This window comes from Clostridium chromiireducens, from assembly GCF_003575225.1.
Classification (GTDB): domain Bacteria; phylum Bacillota; class Clostridia; order Clostridiales; family Clostridiaceae; genus Clostridium; species Clostridium chromiireducens.
Map to the genome: position 1 here is coordinate 79,964 of NZ_QXDJ01000007.1, position 16,401 is coordinate 96,364.

The following is a 16,401-nucleotide window of genomic DNA, read 5'->3' on the forward strand; positions in this document are numbered from 1 at the left end:
AGCAAAATATTAAAAAAGAATTAAAATTAGATGTTTTATATAGGATTTAATACAAAAATCATGAGTTTTATTGAAAAGAAGATAAATAAAATGCTATAATTATAGAATACGTGATTTATAAATTGAATTTATCAAATATATTTTAGAAATTAGTGTGAAATATAGAATTTCGAAAGGATGACATTATGGGACTATTAGATGCCGTATTTGGAACATATAGTGAAAGAGAAGTTAAGAGGCTTAGACCTAGTATACAAAAAATAAATGATTTAGACGAGGCAATGCAAAAACTTTCAGATGAAGAATTAAAAGCAAAGACTTTTGAATTCAAAGAAAGATTAGCAAATGGAGAGACTTTAGATGATATTCTATCAGAAGCATTTGCGGTTGTAAGAGAAGCATCTGCAAGGGTTTTAGGAATGAAACATTATGATGAACAACTTATGGGAGGTATGATACTTCACCAAGGAAGAATATCAGAAATGAAAACAGGTGAAGGTAAAACTTTAGTTGCAACATTACCAGCATATTTGAACGGATTAAGTGGAAATGGAGTTCACATAGTAACTGTTAATGATTACCTTGCCAAAAGAGATGCTGAACAGATGGGTCAATTATATGGTTTCTTAGGATTGACTACAGGTGTTATTGTACATGAATTAAATAATGATCAAAGAAGAGAATCATATGGATCAGATATAACTTATGGAACTAATAATGAATTTGGATTTGACTATTTAAGAGACAACATGGTTATCTACAAAGAAGAAAGAGTTCAAAAACCATTAAATTTTGCAATAGTCGATGAGGTTGACTCGATTTTAATCGATGAAGCTAGAACTCCGCTTATTATTTCAGGTCAAGGTGAAAAATCTACTGAATTTTATAAGGTTGCTGATTACTTCGCAAAGAAATTACTTGAAGAAAGAGACTTCACTAGAGATGAAAAAGCTAATGCAGTAATGTTAACTGATGAAGGTGTTAGAAAAGCAGAAGCTACATTTAATGTTAAAAATTATGCTGATGCTGAGAATATTGAATTACAACATTATGTGACTCAAGCATTAAAAGCAAACTTTGCCATGAGAAGAGATAAAGACTACATGGTTAAAGATGGAGAAGTAATAATCGTTGATGAATTTACAGGAAGACTTATGGAAGGTAGAAGATATTCAGATGGTCTTCATCAAGCAATAGAAGCAAAAGAAGGTGTCAAGATTGCAAGAGAATCAAAAACGTTAGCTACTATTACATTCCAAAATTACTTCAGAATGTATAAAAAATTAGCAGGTATGACTGGTACTGCATTAACTGAGGAAAATGAATTCAGAGAAATTTATGGATTAGATGTTATTGTTATACCAACACATAGACCAATCGCAAGAAAAGATAATCCGGATTTAGTATTCAGTACTGAACTTGGAAAAATTAAAGCAGTTGCTTCAGAGGTAGAAAAAGCTCATGCTAAAGGTCAACCGGTACTGGTTGGTACAGTAAGCATCGAAAAATCAGAACTTGTTTCAAGCATGCTTAAGAAAAAGGGAGTGCCACATCAAGTATTAAATGCTAAATTCCATGAACAAGAAGCTGAAATAATAAGTCACGCAGGTGAAAAGGGTATGGTTACTATAGCTACTAATATGGCTGGTAGAGGTACTGATATTAAGCTTGGTGAAGGAGTAGTTGAACTTGGCGGTCTTAAGATAATAGGTACTGAAAGACATGAATCAAGAAGAATAGATAACCAATTAAGAGGACGTTCAGGAAGACAAGGGGACCCTGGTGAATCAACATTCTTTATTTCATTAGAAGATGATTTAATGAGAATATTTGGATCAGAAAAGATTCAAGGAGTTGTTGAAAAATTAGGACTTCAAGAAGAAGAAGCTATTGAAAGTAAAATGGTTTCAAAGGCTATTGAAAATGCTCAGAAGAAGGTTGAAGGTAACAACTTTGATATTAGAAAGCAATTATTAGGATACGATGATGTAATGAATATTCAAAGAGAAGTTATCTATAAACAAAGATCAGAGGTTCTTGAAGGTGAAGATGTAAAAGAAGAAGTATTATCAATGACAAAAGATATTATTGCAGAATCTGTTAATATTCATATTACAGGTGAAGCAGAAGATTATAGAGAAGAATTTTTAAACTTAATGGTACACTTACAAGAAATATGTATTCCAGCAGGTTTGGTTAACTTACCAAGTTTAGAGAATCTATCAAATGAAGAAATAATTGAAAATCTTTATGAAATTGCACGTAAATTCTATGAGGCAAAAGAAGAAGAATTTACACCAGAAAGATTAAGAGAAGTTGAAAGAGTTGTTCTTTTAAGATCAGTTGATACTAAATGGATGAGTCATATAGATAACATGGATCACCTAAAACAAGGTATTGGACTTCAATCATTTAAGCAAATTGATCCAGTTCAAGCTTACCAAATGGAAGGTAGTGAAATGTTTAATGAAATGATTAGATCAATCAAGGAAGAAACAGTTAAGCTATTATTCCGTGTGAAAATAGAAGTTGCTCCAGAGAGAGTAAGAGTTGCTCAAGAAACAGCAGCAATTCATGCTGAAGCATCAAGTGCAGCAGCACCAGGACCAGGACAAAATCCACCAGGTGGACCAGGTTCAAGTCCAGCAGCGCCTGTTAGGAATCTTGATAAGCATGGAAGAAATGAATTGTGTCCATGTGGCAGTGGAAAGAAATTTAAGAATTGTTGTGGAAGAGAAGCTTAAAGCAAGGTTACAATTCTTTATAACAGTTTAGCAAAAAACTTCAGAGGCTTTTAAATAATAAGTATGATATAATAAATTCCGTAGAGATTTCAAAGAATTGTTGTTTTATTGTTAAGTAGCAATTTAAATTGAAATTACTACGGAATTTTTATCAAAATAAACTGTTACTTGCTAACCGTTAACTGATTAAAAGGGGTGAAAATAGATGATTATTGAGCTTGAAAAGGAATTAATAAAGCTTCCTAATATAAAAAAATCTATAGAGGAAATGGGGGCTTCACTTTGACAGAGAAGGTCTTGAAAAGGAGCTTCATGAATTGGAATGTCAAATGCAAGAGCCAGGTTTCTGGGATGACGTTAAAAGAGCAGAGGAAGTTACAAAGAAGAGTAAGTCAATAAAGAACAAAATTGATAATTATGATAGACTAAAATCTCAAGTTGATGATATTGAAGTATTGAAAGAAATTATGGAAGATGACGATGAAGAGTCTGCAAATGAAATAATACAAACTATACGAGAAGTGGAAAATCAGATAGATGATTATAATATGAAAGTGCTCTTGTCTGGTGATTATGATAAGAATAATGCCATTTTGACACTACATGTTGGTGTGGGTGGTACCGATGCGAATGATTGGACTGAAATGCTTCTGAGAATGTACACAAGATGGTGCGAAAAACAAGGCTATAGTATTGAAACCATAGACTTACTTCCAGGAGATGAAGCGGGGATTAAGAGTGTAACATTAAAAGTTACAGGAGAATATGCATATGGATATTTAAAAGCTGAAAAGGGAATTCATAGATTGGTTAGAATATCGCCTTTTAATGCTAATGGTAAAAGACAAACTTCATTTGCGTCCATGGAAGTACTGCCAGAGCTTACAAAAGAGCAGGATATAGACATAAAGTCTGACGATTTGAGAATTGATACCTATAGATCAGGAGGTGCTGGAGGACAGCATGTAAATAAGACTGATTCAGCAGTTAGAATCACGCATTTACCTACTGGTATAGTTGTACAATGTCAGAACGAAAGAAGCCAATTTTCTAATAAGGATACAGCTATGGAAATGCTTAAGTCCAAATTGGTTGAATTGAAAGAAAGAGCGCATAAGGAAAAAATTGAAGATCTAACTGGAGAATTAAAAGATATGGGTTGGGGAAGTCAAATAAGGTCATATGTGTTCCATCCATACAGTATGGTTAAAGACCATAGAACAAATGTTGAAACTTCAAATGTCTCAGCGGTGATGGATGGGGAAATAGATATTTTTATAAATGCGTATTTAAAGCAGTAATTAGTATGGCTTACTAAGATAGTAAATATCTATAATAAAAAGAGTTGAGAAGTAAATAAAGCTTCTTAACTCTTTTTATTATTATATATGAATCTATTTATTTAATTTTTTGTTTTCGGGCAATATATAAGTTAAGATAGTCCCAAAAAGAAAATTCTCGATAAGTAGTTCGAAGAAATGTCCGAATCTTACACCAGAAGGCATAAAATCATTTGGTGCAAATAAAGGCGTTGCTAGAGGGATACTTAAAAGCAATCCCATTAAAATATATCTTTCTATTTTATTATTTACAGATAAACCTTTCAGTAAGAGATAGCCTATGATAGTCCATAAGAATCCCCTAAATATTTGAAATACGATTAAGAATGCATCTTGATGAAATTGATTTTGCATATGAGTCCAGAAAGGAAGGATATTCGTGCTTCCAGAGTAAAATACTCTTACAGCAGGGAACTGCCATGCTATAAAATATCCAAAGAAAAAATAAAAAATCATATAAAGAAAAGATAGAAAAATAAATTTTCTGATATTTCCTCCAATGGAGTTAAATTTTAGTGCGGAATTATTATTAGTTTGCACTTTTAATTTTCTCTTAATGTTTACAGAGAATAAGGCGCAAAAAATACCTATCATAGCACAAGTGAAAACTGTTATAAATACAATTAATAGAGGCATATCAATTGAATTATTAAAATATAAAGTTTCAATTTGTGTCATAAATCCAAGTATACCAAAGATAATAATAAAAATATTAATAAATAGTTTTTTTTCAGTATAATGACTTCTATTTGTATACCAAATAACTATAATTGAATTAAAAAGGCAAAGTAGAAATAAAGCAAATAACGATTTGAGTGAGTTGTGTGAGCTCTGGCTAGAAGTTTTAACAAAGCCACATATTCCCATTAAGAATCCTGATACTAGAGACCAAATTACTGTAGTAAGTATTGTTAAAAGTATAGTAAATTTAATATTTTCTTTTATAAACATATTTTTAAGCATATTGCACCTCACTAAAATAATATTTTTTAATACTTATAAGAACATTAATCAAATTGTATCCACTATATTTTGGGAACTTCAATATTGTTATCTTTGAAGTATTTAAATAATGCTTGTTCTAAAAAATCGTCAATCAGAGTTTGCTTTTCTTTCCAATCAGTATTCCAATTTTCTTTATCTTTATTGAAATTCACAAGATCTTTTAACATAGTTATATCCCCACCTGTGAATCTGTTGACCATATTCCACCAGTCTTTTGCAACTAATTGTGATTTACTTCCAGTTGGGAGTTCATTTTGAGATTTTAGTTGTATAATTTGATTACATAATTCATGCCAAGTAGAAATAATTTTTTCTGAATCCTCACTAGTAAAAGATGTTTTTATTTTATGGAAGGAATCAGTATCAAAGTATTTAACAACCCAATAGTTTTCGTTTTTTGACTGGAGTAGTGAGATAATATCAGAATATTTTTTCCAATCTATCGAATTTATTTGCTGGATTTCTTCACGAAGTGACTCAATTGCAGTAAGTGCTTCTTGCAAATACGAAATTTTATCTTGTATTATAGATGCTTGCTCTTTTAATGCGTTATCCACTTCCTTTGGAGTATCAATAGGAATTAATCGACTTTTAATATCCTCTAAAGAAAATCCAAGAAATTTTAGAGAGAGTATTTGGTTCAACTTAATCATATCCTTATTTGTATATAGACGTCTTCCTCCTTCGCTTTGTGAAGATGGTTTTAGTAGACCTTGTTTATCATAATATTGTAGAGTTCTAACAGTAACATTCATTTTAGATGCTAGTTCTCCTACAGTCATTAAATTTTCACTGTTCATAGTTTTTTATTACCTCAATTGAATAATAGCATATGACGTTACGTCATGAGCAATACTCTAAATAAAAATATTTTAAATTTCTATTAAAAAAACTTCTGCTAGAAACAGAAGTTTTTATGAAATATTGACAGACCAAGTTTTGAAAATTATTTAGAAATAAAAATTTAAATACGTAAATAAAAAAATTATATTAAGCAGCTTTATAAAAAATATCTATTAATGAATATATTGCAATGAGTATTACGCAAACATATAAGGAGATATTTAATCCGGGTTTAAGTATGGACATAACGCCACCAGCTACTAAAGCGGCAATTATTAATACACTAACAAATTTAAAGAAACCTGACTTATTTGTTAGAAGTGTTGTAACAGATGAAAACATAATTAAAATTAATGTTATAAAGTAAAATATATTTTTTAGGTTGCCTGAATAACTCATTATCTGAAATTCATTTAAAGCAATAATTGAAAGTAAAAATAATAAAGAAAAAGAACATATTCTACTAATATTTTTAACCATAACCCCACCACCTTGGAAATATTTACATAATAATTATACAGTTGAATTTTTGTCTGGGCAATAAGAATTTAATATAAAATAGCATTTCCAATTAAACGAATAGTAAAGAAATTAAAAATTGAAATTAATTCCTATAAATAGTATAAATGTATGATAAAATATACTCAGAATTAATTGAGGAGTTGAATATATGAATATTCTAATAGTTGAAGATGAAAAAGATATTAGAAATCTTATTTCTTTACATATGAGAAAAGAAAATTACGAGGTTTATGAGGCATGTGACGGAAGAGAAGCCTTAACGATATTTGAAAATGAAAAGATTGACTTGATTTTATTAGATATAATGATGCCTGATATCGATGGGATTTCAGTAATACAAAGAGTACGAGCTGTCTCTACTATTCCAATAATTTGTATTACAGCAATGGGTAATGATTCCGATAAAGTTTTGGCTTTAGGACTTGGAGCAGATGACTATTTAGTAAAACCTATAAGTCCAATTGAATTATCTGCTAGAGTGGCTTCTAACCTTAGAAGATGTTATAAATATGCTGAACATAAAGATATAATTTATTCAACAGGTGATTTGAAGTTATTTACTGAGACATTTGAAGTTTATAAGGGAAATAAAAAGATAGATTTAAATCCAAAAGAATTTAAAATACTCAAGTTATTGGTTTCAAATTTAGGGAAAGTATTTACTAAGAAACAAATCTATGAAGAAGTATGGGAAGATGCGTATTTTGGGGATTCAAATAATATTATGGTTCATTTAAGTCATATTAGAGAGAAGATAGAAGATGATCCTAAGAATCCCGTTTATATAAAAACTATAAGAGGAATAGGGTATAAAATTGAAAGGGTAAATGTTAATGAGGGCTAAAAGGATAAAAAGAAGTGTTACGACAGAGCTATTTTTTATATATTTTATAGGATATATAGCTATTAATTTGATATTACTAGCAGCTGTTATTGGTTCTATTGCAGCATATGAAATTTTATGTAACCCTCGTACATACACATCTTATTTCAAGGAATTAGAAGATAAATTAAAAAATGATTATAACGATATAACCGATGAAGATCTAGATGAGATAGATGGATTTATGATAAAAATAAATAATCGGAATATAGTGTTCTACTCCAGAGGGCATGTTATTGAAGAATTTAAACATATAAATTTACAAAGTTATATGTATCTATTTGGACTAACAAAGGACAATGAGAACTCACTAAATGATGATCTTAGAACTATGTTTGCATTATCAGAATTTAATAATTCAATAATTGATACAAGCAATAATGTTAAGTATTCTTTGTATAGCAGATACATAAAAGAAGAAGATTCATTAGTTGTGGTTGGATTTCCATATTCACAAGTTACAAAACCGAATAAGATCACAAATATAATTCCACATAATTTATTAATAAAGATAATGAGTTTTTTTAATATAATGTTAATTTTGTCAGTTGTATATGCTTTGGCTAAGGCTACTTCAACAGCATTCATAAATCCAATAAGAACATTATTAAGCGGGGTTATGGAAATATCTCATGGTAACTATAATGTAAGACTTGATATTGATAAGAAAAATGAATTTCTTGAGTTAGCTAATGGATTTAATATGATGGCAGAAACAATACAAAATGAGAAAAGTCAGAGAGAAAAGTTAGAAAAGGCCAAAGAGGATTTAATATTAGACATATCTCATGATTTGAAAAATCCCCTTGCATCTATTTTGGGTTATAGCGAAACTTTAGTTAATAATAGAGATTTAAAAGAAGATGAAAAGTTGGAATACTTAAATATAATAAATAATAACTCACAGAGGGCAAATAAATTAATAACAGATTTATTTGAGTTCTCTTTATATGATAATTCTGATTATAAAATGGTTACTGTAAAGGCTGATATATCAGAATTTATAAGGCAAACTATTGCTAATTATATTCCTGAATTTGATCATAAAAAATTTGAATATGATTTTGATATAACGGAAGAGCCTTATTATGTAATGATAAATGAAGAAAAATTATCAAGAGCAATCAATAATGTATTGGATAATAAAATTAAATATACGCAAGCAGGTGGGAAAATTGGTATAAAGACTGAGATCAGAGATAATAGTTTTTACATTATTTTATCTGACAATGGTGATAGTATTCCTATAAGGTATCGAGAAAATATATTTAATCCATTTGTTAGAGTTGATAAATCAAGGAATTCTAAAACCGGTGGAACTGGGCTTGGATTATCAATTACAAAAAAAATTCTAAATAAGCACGATGGTGATATTAGAATTATAGATAGTGGCATCGGAACAACTTTTGAAATAATGTTACCGCTTGTTGTATTTAAGAATAAGATCTAAACCTAAAGACTTAGCGCAACAACTTATTTTTTATATAGTATTTTAAGGTTAATTTAATATTATTGTAAGTAGTATTTAACAGGATATATTTATACTAAGTATAGTGGGTTATATTGGAATAGGATTCTGATGCATTATGCTTGGTATAAACTATAGAGAGGCATTGCTATAGAAAATTGTTGGGAAAGGTGTTGAAATTTTGAAATTTGATAGCGATTTTAATGAAGTTAAAATTAGGAATGTCGTGGTTATATATTTAATTACAATTGTAACTTTAATAATAGCATCGTTTTTTATATTGTCAAGTGCAGATGGAGAAATTAGTAATAGTGATATGAATAAATTATGTATGCAATCAGGTATTATATTATTTTCCATGCTAATTTACAAGGTTAAGCCGTCTAAAGAAAAAATAATTAATTTATATAATGATTTTAAAATTAAATTAAATGTCAAAGAAATTATTTGTATTATATCATTTTTCACATGCCTAAATGTAGGAGGAAGTAAACTAATAATTGATTTACTATATTTAATTGACCCAAGTTTCGCAAATGATTTTATAAATGATATCCCTTTCACTATAAATTCTACGACCGATTATTGGATGTGTTTTATAATAGTAGTCATCTTATCACCAGTTATTGATGAATTAACATTTAGATATGTTTTATTCAAAAGGATTTCAAAGAAACTTAACATTTATGCTGGATTGATTGTATCTTCTATAATTTTTTCTGCTATTAATCTCTGCCCAGAAATGATAGGCAATTTAGCATTAGGAGTTATTAATTGTATTTTATATATAAAATACGAAAATATTCTTATGCCTATGTTAATTTGTACTATAAATGGTTTGTTATATATGTTAGTAGTAATTCCTTTTCAAGGATTTAAAACTGAATATGTTACTTTGACATCGGACTACATTATTATGAATGCAATATCAGGAACTGTGTTGTTTTCTATTGGAATTATTTTTTTTATTAGATTCATAACTAAAAATAAAATTTGCTTAAGAGAAAGTTTTGATAAAGATATCAATTTGAGAATTTAATTTTAAACAAGACTCTAATTAAAAAATTATAAGCATATAATAAGGAGCCAGTATGGATAATTTTGAGAGTGAAATGAAAGATATTAATTCAAATGTAAATAAAGAAATAAATAATGGTCTATATGAAGAGAAAGAGATAACTAACTTAAATGTATTAGATACAAAAGAAAAAGATAATCTAATAACAAAACTAAAAAATAAAAAAGGTTTTTGGGGTGTTTTAGGAGCAGTTCTCTTAATTCTTATAAAATTTAAATCAGCAATTATATTTATTCTAGTGAAATTTAAATTTATATTTATATTCTTGAAGTTAGGAAAATTTATATCTACTATTGCATCCATGTTATTAATGATTGTAATATATGCTAAGACATATGGATGGACATTTGCAAGTGGTTTTGTGTTATTGTTATTTATCCATGAAATGGGCCATTACTTAACTGCGAAAGCTATTAAATTAGATGTAGGTGTACCTATATTTATTCCTTTTGTAGGGGCTTTAATCAGTCTAAAGGAAGAACCAAAAGATGCAGTGACAGAGGCAAAGGTTGCAATTGGGGGACCGTTAGTTGGAAGTCTTGGCTCATTAATTTGTTTGTTGTTATATTATATTTTAAAAGAAGACGTTTTAATGGCGTTAGCTTATACAGGATTTATGTTAAATTTGTTTAACCTTATACCTGTTCATCCACTTGACGGGGGGAGAATTGTATCAGCAATATCACCTAAGTTATGGTTAATAGGAATACCAATAGGTATAATCGCTCTTTTTAAAGCATTTAATCCTATTATATTAATGTTACTAGTACTTGGGATTGTGAAAGTTATTGAGCAATATAGAAATCCAGACAAATTGTATTATGAAGTAAAGGCAACGATGAGGTGGATGTTTGCTCTAGGTTATTTCGGATTAATATTGCTTTTGGGCCTTGGAATAACATATATCCATGGTATTCATTCTTCTATACTGATTCAATAAAAATTGGAGGGATTAAATATGTATTTTAATATACCAGGCGCAAAAGATATTCTTATTAAAAACATGACCGGTGAGGACTTAGAAGACATATACTTAAGTTTTGAGGGGATAGAAAAGCACCCTTTAAAAATATCAAATATAAGAAAAGATGGGCAAGTAGCTAAAACTTTGATTTTAAGTTATTTGCATAAAACAACAGAGCTTAAGTTACATTATTTTATGGATAATGAAAAACAAGAAATAGCAGTATATGATAATTTAAATAAAAATGATTTGAGAAAATTAATAATAACAATATATAAAAAAGGTGAACAGCTTGATGTAAAAACTACTGTTGATGAAAAAAATATTTAATTCTTGCCTTGAATTTAAATAAGTTTATAATATTAATATATATAAGATTATTGCCATTGCTAAAAATAGTAATGGCAATAATAATTTGTATGGTAAAATAGTATTATGATGGCAATAATTATTTTAGTAATAAGTCTATATTAAGATGGAGGAAGTTATGAATTCAATTGAAGAAAGAATCGCACAAGAGCTAGAAATAAAACTAAGTCAAGTTCAAAATGTTATTGGACTTTTAGATGATGGAAATACAGTTCCGTTTATTTCAAGATATAGAAAAGAAGCAACAGGAGGGCTTTCGGATGAAGTATTAAGAAAATTATCTGAGAGACTTACATATTTGAGGAATTTAGAAGAAAGAAAAGCTGATGTCACAAGGCTTATACAAGAACAAGAAAAGTTTACAGAAGAGATAGGTAACGCCCTAGAAAGTGCAACAACTTTAACAGAAGTTGAAGATATATACAGACCGTTTAAACCTAAAAAGAGAACAAAAGCAACAATAGCTGCAGAAAAGGGATTAAAACCTCTTGCAGAACTAATTTTAGAAGGAAAATTTAGTGGTAACTTAGATGAAGAGGCAGCTAAATATATAAGTGAAGAAAAAGGCGTAGCAAATAGTGGAGAAGCTATTCAAGGAGCTTTAGATATAATAGCTGAAAACATTTCTGATGAAGCTAAGTATAGAAAGTATATAAGAGAATTTGTTATTAGAGAAGGTAATATAGAATCAAAGGGAAGCTCAGAAGAGCCAACTCCTTATGAAATGTATTATGAATATTCAGAAGCAGTAAATAAAATACCTCCTCACAGGATATTAGCTATAAACAGAGGAGAAAAAGAAAAGATTCTAAGTGTTAAAATCACAGCTAATGAAGAGAAGATAATTAAATACTTAGAAAATCAAATATTTAAGGGTGATGCAGTTTTAGATGAAAAGCTAAAACTTGCAATTAAAGATTCATTGAAAAGATTAATTTACCCATCAATAGAAAGAGAAATAAGAAGTGAGTTAACTGATATCGGTGAAGAAGGTGCTATTAAGATTTTCAAAGAAAACCTTAAAGCATTATTGCTGCAAGCTCCAATCAAAGGAAAAGTAGTAATGGGATATGACCCTGGATTTAGAACAGGATGTAAAATTGCCATATTAGATGCAACAGGAAAGTTTTTAGAAAATACAGCAGTATATCCAACAGTACCTAAAAGAGATATAGAGGGAACTAAGAGAACCTTGAAAGCTCTTATTGCTAAACATAACGTTGATGTTATTTCGCTCGGAAATGGAACAGCCTCAAGAGAATCTGAAGAAGTTATTGCTGAAATGATTACTGAGATAAAAAAAGAAACTGGTAAGGAATTAGCATATGTTATTGTATCTGAAGCTGGGGCGTCAGTTTATTCAGCATCAGAACTTGCAACCAAAGAATATCCAGATCTAGATGTTACAGTAAGAGGTGCTATATCAATAGGAAGAAGACTTCAGGACCCACTGGCTGAGTTAGTAAAAATAGATCCGAAAGCTATAGGGGTAGGACAGTATCAACACGATGTTACTCCTAAAAAATTAGAAGAATCTTTGGCAGGTGTAGTAGAAGATTCGGTTAATACTGTTGGAGTTGATTTAAACATCGCAACACCATCACTCTTAACACATATTTCAGGAATAAATGCAACTATAGCTAAAAATATTGTTGATTATAGAGAAGAAGTTGGTCATTTTACTTCAAGAAAAGAATTGCTAAAAGTTAAGAGATTAGGTCAAAAAGCATATGAACAATGTGCAGGTTTCTTAAGAGTTGATGAGAGTAAAGAACCTCTAGATAATACCTCAGTTCATCCAGAATCTTATGATATAGCTAAAAAACTAATAGAGATACTTGGCTATAATAAAGAGGATTTAAAAAACAATAAATTAGGCGATATTGATGAAAGAGCAGAAGAACAAGGATTAAAGAAGTTAAGTCAAACTTTAGAAGTTGGAGAACTTACTTTAAAGGATATAATCAAGGAATTAAAGAAACCAGGTAGGGATCCGAGAGAAGGAATGCCAAAGCCAATACTTAAAACAGGAATAATAGAACTTAAGGACTTAAAGCCTGGAATGGTTTTAGCTGGAACTGTTAGAAATGTATCAGATTTTGGTGCTTTTGTAGATATCGGAGTCCATCAAGATGGTCTAGTTCATAAGAGCCAAATGGCAAATAGATTTGTAAAGCATCCTTTAGATATTGTTAAGGTTGGAGATATAGTCAAGGTTGCAATACTAGAAGTTGATGAAAAGAGAAAGAGAATATCGTTAACAATGAAAGATATTGATGAGTCTGTAGAAGTATAATTAATATATTGATTTATGAAAAGTCTTAAGAATAAAAGTATATTTATTCTTAAGACTTTTCTACTTGAGACGAGTCAATAATTATAATGTGGTACTTTACTTGTGCTTTTCTGTGATTTAGCTGAAAGTTATAGGTATTTTAATATTAAAATATTGGTTAATAACATACGCTTATGAAAAATATGATATAGTTATTATATAGGGTGGTTTATAAAAAAAGTTACAAATAGGAGGGAAAATAATGATTAGATGGGGAATTATTGGACTAGGGAATATAGCTTCACGTTTTGCGAAGAGTTTGTCGTATACAAATGAAGGGAAGCTATATGCTATTGCATCTAAAACTAAAGAAAAACGCGATGCATTTCATAATAAATATAATAGTGAAAAAGTATACGAAGATTATGATCAATTATTAAATGATAATGAGATAGATGCTGTTTATATAGCTTTGCCTCATGGTTCACATAAATATTGGTCTATTGAAGCTTTAAGGCGTAAAAAGGCTGTTTTGTGTGAAAAGCCAGTAGGTTTAAATGCAGAAGAGATGAAAGAAATAAAAACGGAAGCTTTATTAAATAATACATTTTTTATGGAAGCAATGAAAACAAGATTTATTCCATTAGTTCATGAGATTAAAGAGATAATAAAGAATAACGAGATTGGTGAAATTGTAGCTATAGAAGCTAATTTTTGTAATCATGTAGAGAATATTAATCCAGGATCATATTTGCTTGATAAGAAACAAGGCGGGGCGCTACTTGATGTAGGAATTTATCCATTGTCATTTGTTATGGATATGATTGACTCGGAAGTTAATGAGGTTAACTCTTATATGGATATAAATGAGTCGGAAGTTGATGCTTATTTTAAAGCAACAATTACTTTTAAAAATGGAGTAATAGGCACTGTAGAAGGAGCTATTGATAGAAATAAGGAAAGAACTGCTATTATTAAAGGAACAAAAGGTTTCATAGAAATACCAATTTATAATAGACCAAGTATGGTTACAGTCAACATAGATGGTAATCAGCCATATACAATTGAAAAAGAAATAGAATTTGATGATATGTATGCAGAAATTCAAGAGGTACATAATAGTTTAAGAGATTCAAAATTGCAAAGTGATTGCTTACCTCTAGATGAGTCAATTCGTGTTATGGAAGTATTAGATAGAATTAGAATAAATGCAGGACAGAAATAAGTCTGTAATGTTTATTATTACACTAATTAGGAGAGAGAAATATACAAAATGGATAAAACAAAATTTTATACCAATAGAAAAAACATTGTACTTTTGGCAACTTTATGTTGCCTTTTATGGGGAAGTGCCTATCCTTCTATTAAAGTTGGATACTTATTATTTAATATAATTGATATAGGTTCTAAGTTAGTTTTTGCGGGATATAGATTTACACTTGCAGGGATTTTTATACTTATATTTGAGTTTATTACAAAGAAAACTATATTTAGTTTTACAGCAAAACAATTTGGACAAGTAACTTTATTAGGATTAACGCAAACTGCACTTCAATACATATTTTTCTATGTGGGAATGTCATATACTACAGGAGTAAGAGGTTCAATAATAAATGGTATAGGAACTTTTGCGAGTATAATCCTGGCTCATTTCATTTATAAGAATGACAAACTAAATTTCAATAAGATAATAGGATGTATTGTTGGATTTGTAGGGGTAATAATTGTTAATTTAAATGGAGAGTCATTAGGGGGGGCACCTGTAACTTTTAAAGGGGAAGGGTTTATAATGGTCGCCGCGATTATATTTGCTATCTCAGCAATATATGGTAAGAAAATAACGCAGGCTCAAGAACCTTCAATAGTAACAGGTTTTCAGTTATTTATTGGAGGAGTTATATTAACAGTCTTAGGATTTATTTTAGGAGGAAGCCTAGAAGGATTTACAATGAAGTCAACATTACTTTTAGTATACATGGCATTATTATCTTCAATTGCCTTTGTTGTTTGGACTCAATTACTGAAATATAACAAGGTAGGAATAATTTCGATATTTAATTTTTTAATACCAGTATTCGGCACGTTATTATCAGCGTTAATACTAGGAGAAGATATTTTTGATATTAAGATATTAATAGCATTAATATTAGTTTGTTATGGAATATTCTTAGTTTACAGGAATAAAGACATAAGATAATTTCATAAACCTATTGATTTTATAAGATCTGCTGATTATTCTCTTGTTGAGATTAATTGGGTATAAAAATAAAATATACTTTTATAAGATTCAGAATACAAAACAATTACAACTATACAAATTGCCATATAAACTTGAAATATTGACGAATTTGATAAGTGATTGATTTGAAAGAATTGATAATTTAAAGTATCATAGTATTAATAAAATAAGATGAAAATGTGAAAGGTCTAATAATAAATACAGAATTTTTTATTAGTTTTTTGCATAAACGGAGGCAAAAATGAAAGTAAAATGTATTGATAATAATCTTTGTTCAACACTAATTTTAAATAAGGAATACGTAGTAATTGAGGAAGCACCTGAATATTATGTAGTACTAGATGACTTGAATAATGAAACAACTTGTAGAAAGACAAGATTTGTAGTTATAGAAGATGGAGGAATAACCAAGAAAGCCAAAGCTACGATTACAGAATTGAATTATCAACTAGAAAATGAATTTAAGGATATAAAGCAATTCGCAATCAGAAAGAACTCTAAAGGTGAAATGAAAGAAATATCTATAAAATTTAAATACAATATATAAAGTAATTTTATAAAAGAACTAGAGTATATACGAAATATTAGATAAATGTATATATTCTAGTTTATTTTTATGCACTTAATTCAGAGTATGTTTGATTCAATAAATGGATTGTTGTACGAATATA

General features: G+C 29.2%; 14 protein-coding genes. 12 read left to right on the top strand and 2 right to left on the bottom strand.

Going from position 1 to position 16,401, the window contains the following annotated elements:
* Nucleotides 1-185: 185 nt before the first annotated feature.
* Together secA and prfB are read left to right on the top strand one after the other, a co-directional pair.
* Nucleotides 186-2,744, top strand: coding sequence for a preprotein translocase subunit SecA (gene secA, locus D2A34_RS22460; protein ID WP_119367974.1), 2,559 nt, complete (start codon nt 186-188; stop codon nt 2,742-2,744).
* A gap of 205 nt (nt 2,745-2,949) precedes the next feature.
* Nucleotides 2,950-4,045 (top strand): peptide chain release factor 2 gene (prfB, locus tag D2A34_RS22465; RefSeq protein WP_119367975.1). Its coding sequence is split into 2 segments (ribosomal slippage): nt 2,950-3,027 and nt 3,029-4,045, totalling 1,095 coding nucleotides; the frame shifts between segments, so codons are not numbered across the junction.
* 93 nt (nt 4,046-4,138) lie between these two features.
* On the opposite strand, the gene D2A34_RS22470 is transcribed toward prfB, so the two are convergent.
* Nucleotides 4,139-5,047 carry a hypothetical protein gene (locus tag D2A34_RS22470; protein WP_119367976.1) on the bottom strand — a complete coding sequence of 303 codons (909 nt, stop codon included), beginning with the start codon at nt 5,045-5,047 and terminating at the stop codon, nt 4,139-4,141.
* Nucleotides 5,048-5,109: 62 nt separating this feature from the next.
* Entirely contained in the window at nt 5,110-5,889 is a 780-nt protein-coding gene (locus D2A34_RS22475) for a MerR family transcriptional regulator (protein WP_119367977.1), read from the bottom strand.
* 233 nt (nt 5,890-6,122) lie between these two features.
* On the opposite strand from D2A34_RS22475, the gene D2A34_RS27070 reads away from it, so the two are divergent.
* The 10 genes from D2A34_RS27070 (at nt 6,123) to D2A34_RS22525 (ending at nt 16,277) form a co-directional block, all read left to right on the top strand.
* Nucleotides 6,123-6,299, top strand: a complete 177-nt coding sequence (locus D2A34_RS27070) for a hypothetical protein (RefSeq protein WP_202117334.1) — start codon at nt 6,123-6,125, stop codon at nt 6,297-6,299.
* A gap of 303 nt (nt 6,300-6,602) precedes the next feature.
* Nucleotides 6,603-7,298, top strand: coding sequence for a response regulator transcription factor (locus D2A34_RS22485; protein ID WP_079438885.1), 696 nt, complete (start codon nt 6,603-6,605; stop codon nt 7,296-7,298).
* Complete coding sequence (locus D2A34_RS22490; protein WP_079438884.1) at nt 7,288-8,787, top strand: sensor histidine kinase; 1,500 nt, start codon at nt 7,288-7,290, stop codon at nt 8,785-8,787. The genes D2A34_RS22485 and D2A34_RS22490 overlap by 11 nt, the downstream gene beginning before the upstream one ends.
* Before the next feature lie 199 nt (nt 8,788-8,986).
* Nucleotides 8,987-9,844, top strand: a complete 858-nt coding sequence (locus D2A34_RS22495; RefSeq protein WP_119367978.1) for a CPBP family intramembrane glutamic endopeptidase — start codon at nt 8,987-8,989, stop codon at nt 9,842-9,844.
* 52 nt (nt 9,845-9,896) lie between these two features.
* Complete coding sequence (locus tag D2A34_RS22500) at nt 9,897-10,823, top strand: site-2 protease family protein (protein WP_119367979.1); 927 nt, start codon at nt 9,897-9,899, stop codon at nt 10,821-10,823.
* An 18-nt stretch (nt 10,824-10,841) separates the two neighbouring features.
* Nucleotides 10,842-11,177 (top strand): hypothetical protein, encoded by a 336-nt coding sequence (locus tag D2A34_RS22505; protein ID WP_079438882.1) that lies wholly within the window; start codon nt 10,842-10,844, stop codon nt 11,175-11,177.
* 157 nt (nt 11,178-11,334) lie between these two features.
* Nucleotides 11,335-13,512, top strand: coding sequence for a Tex family protein (locus D2A34_RS22510; RefSeq protein WP_119367980.1), 2,178 nt, complete (start codon nt 11,335-11,337; stop codon nt 13,510-13,512).
* Between the two features lie 241 nt (nt 13,513-13,753).
* Nucleotides 13,754-14,716: a Gfo/Idh/MocA family protein gene (locus tag D2A34_RS22515; protein WP_119367981.1), complete on the top strand. Its 963-nt coding sequence runs from the start codon at nt 13,754-13,756 to the stop codon at nt 14,714-14,716.
* A 48-nt stretch (nt 14,717-14,764) separates the two neighbouring features.
* Nucleotides 14,765-15,688: a DMT family transporter gene (locus D2A34_RS22520; RefSeq protein WP_119367982.1), complete on the top strand. Its 924-nt coding sequence runs from the start codon at nt 14,765-14,767 to the stop codon at nt 15,686-15,688.
* Between the two features lie 283 nt (nt 15,689-15,971).
* Nucleotides 15,972-16,277, top strand: coding sequence for a hypothetical protein (locus D2A34_RS22525; RefSeq protein WP_079438878.1), 306 nt, complete (start codon nt 15,972-15,974; stop codon nt 16,275-16,277).
* Nucleotides 16,278-16,401 lie beyond the last annotated feature (124 nt).

Excerpts from the sequence above, each read along its gene's own strand:
- secA (WP_119367974.1), top strand. The coding sequence starts at position 186 with ATGGGACTATTAGATGCCGTATTTGGAACATATAGTGAAAGAGAAGTT.
- D2A34_RS22470 (WP_119367976.1), bottom strand. The coding sequence starts at position 5,047 with ATGCTTAAAAATATGTTTATAAAAGAAAATATTAAATTTACTATACTT.
- D2A34_RS22475 (WP_119367977.1), bottom strand. The coding sequence starts at position 5,889 with ATGAACAGTGAAAATTTAATGACTGTAGGAGAACTAGCATCTAAAATG.
- D2A34_RS27070 (WP_202117334.1), top strand. The coding sequence starts at position 6,123 with ATGAGTATTACGCAAACATATAAGGAGATATTTAATCCGGGTTTAAGT.
- D2A34_RS22485 (WP_079438885.1), top strand. The coding sequence starts at position 6,603 with ATGAATATTCTAATAGTTGAAGATGAAAAAGATATTAGAAATCTTATT.
- D2A34_RS22490 (WP_079438884.1), top strand. The coding sequence starts at position 7,288 with ATGAGGGCTAAAAGGATAAAAAGAAGTGTTACGACAGAGCTATTTTTT.
- D2A34_RS22500 (WP_119367979.1), top strand. The coding sequence starts at position 9,897 with ATGGATAATTTTGAGAGTGAAATGAAAGATATTAATTCAAATGTAAAT.
- D2A34_RS22505 (WP_079438882.1), top strand. The coding sequence starts at position 10,842 with ATGTATTTTAATATACCAGGCGCAAAAGATATTCTTATTAAAAACATG.
- D2A34_RS22510 (WP_119367980.1), top strand. The coding sequence starts at position 11,335 with ATGAATTCAATTGAAGAAAGAATCGCACAAGAGCTAGAAATAAAACTA.
- D2A34_RS22515 (WP_119367981.1), top strand. The coding sequence starts at position 13,754 with ATGATTAGATGGGGAATTATTGGACTAGGGAATATAGCTTCACGTTTT.
- D2A34_RS22520 (WP_119367982.1), top strand. The coding sequence starts at position 14,765 with ATGGATAAAACAAAATTTTATACCAATAGAAAAAACATTGTACTTTTG.
- D2A34_RS22525 (WP_079438878.1), top strand. The coding sequence starts at position 15,972 with ATGAAAGTAAAATGTATTGATAATAATCTTTGTTCAACACTAATTTTA.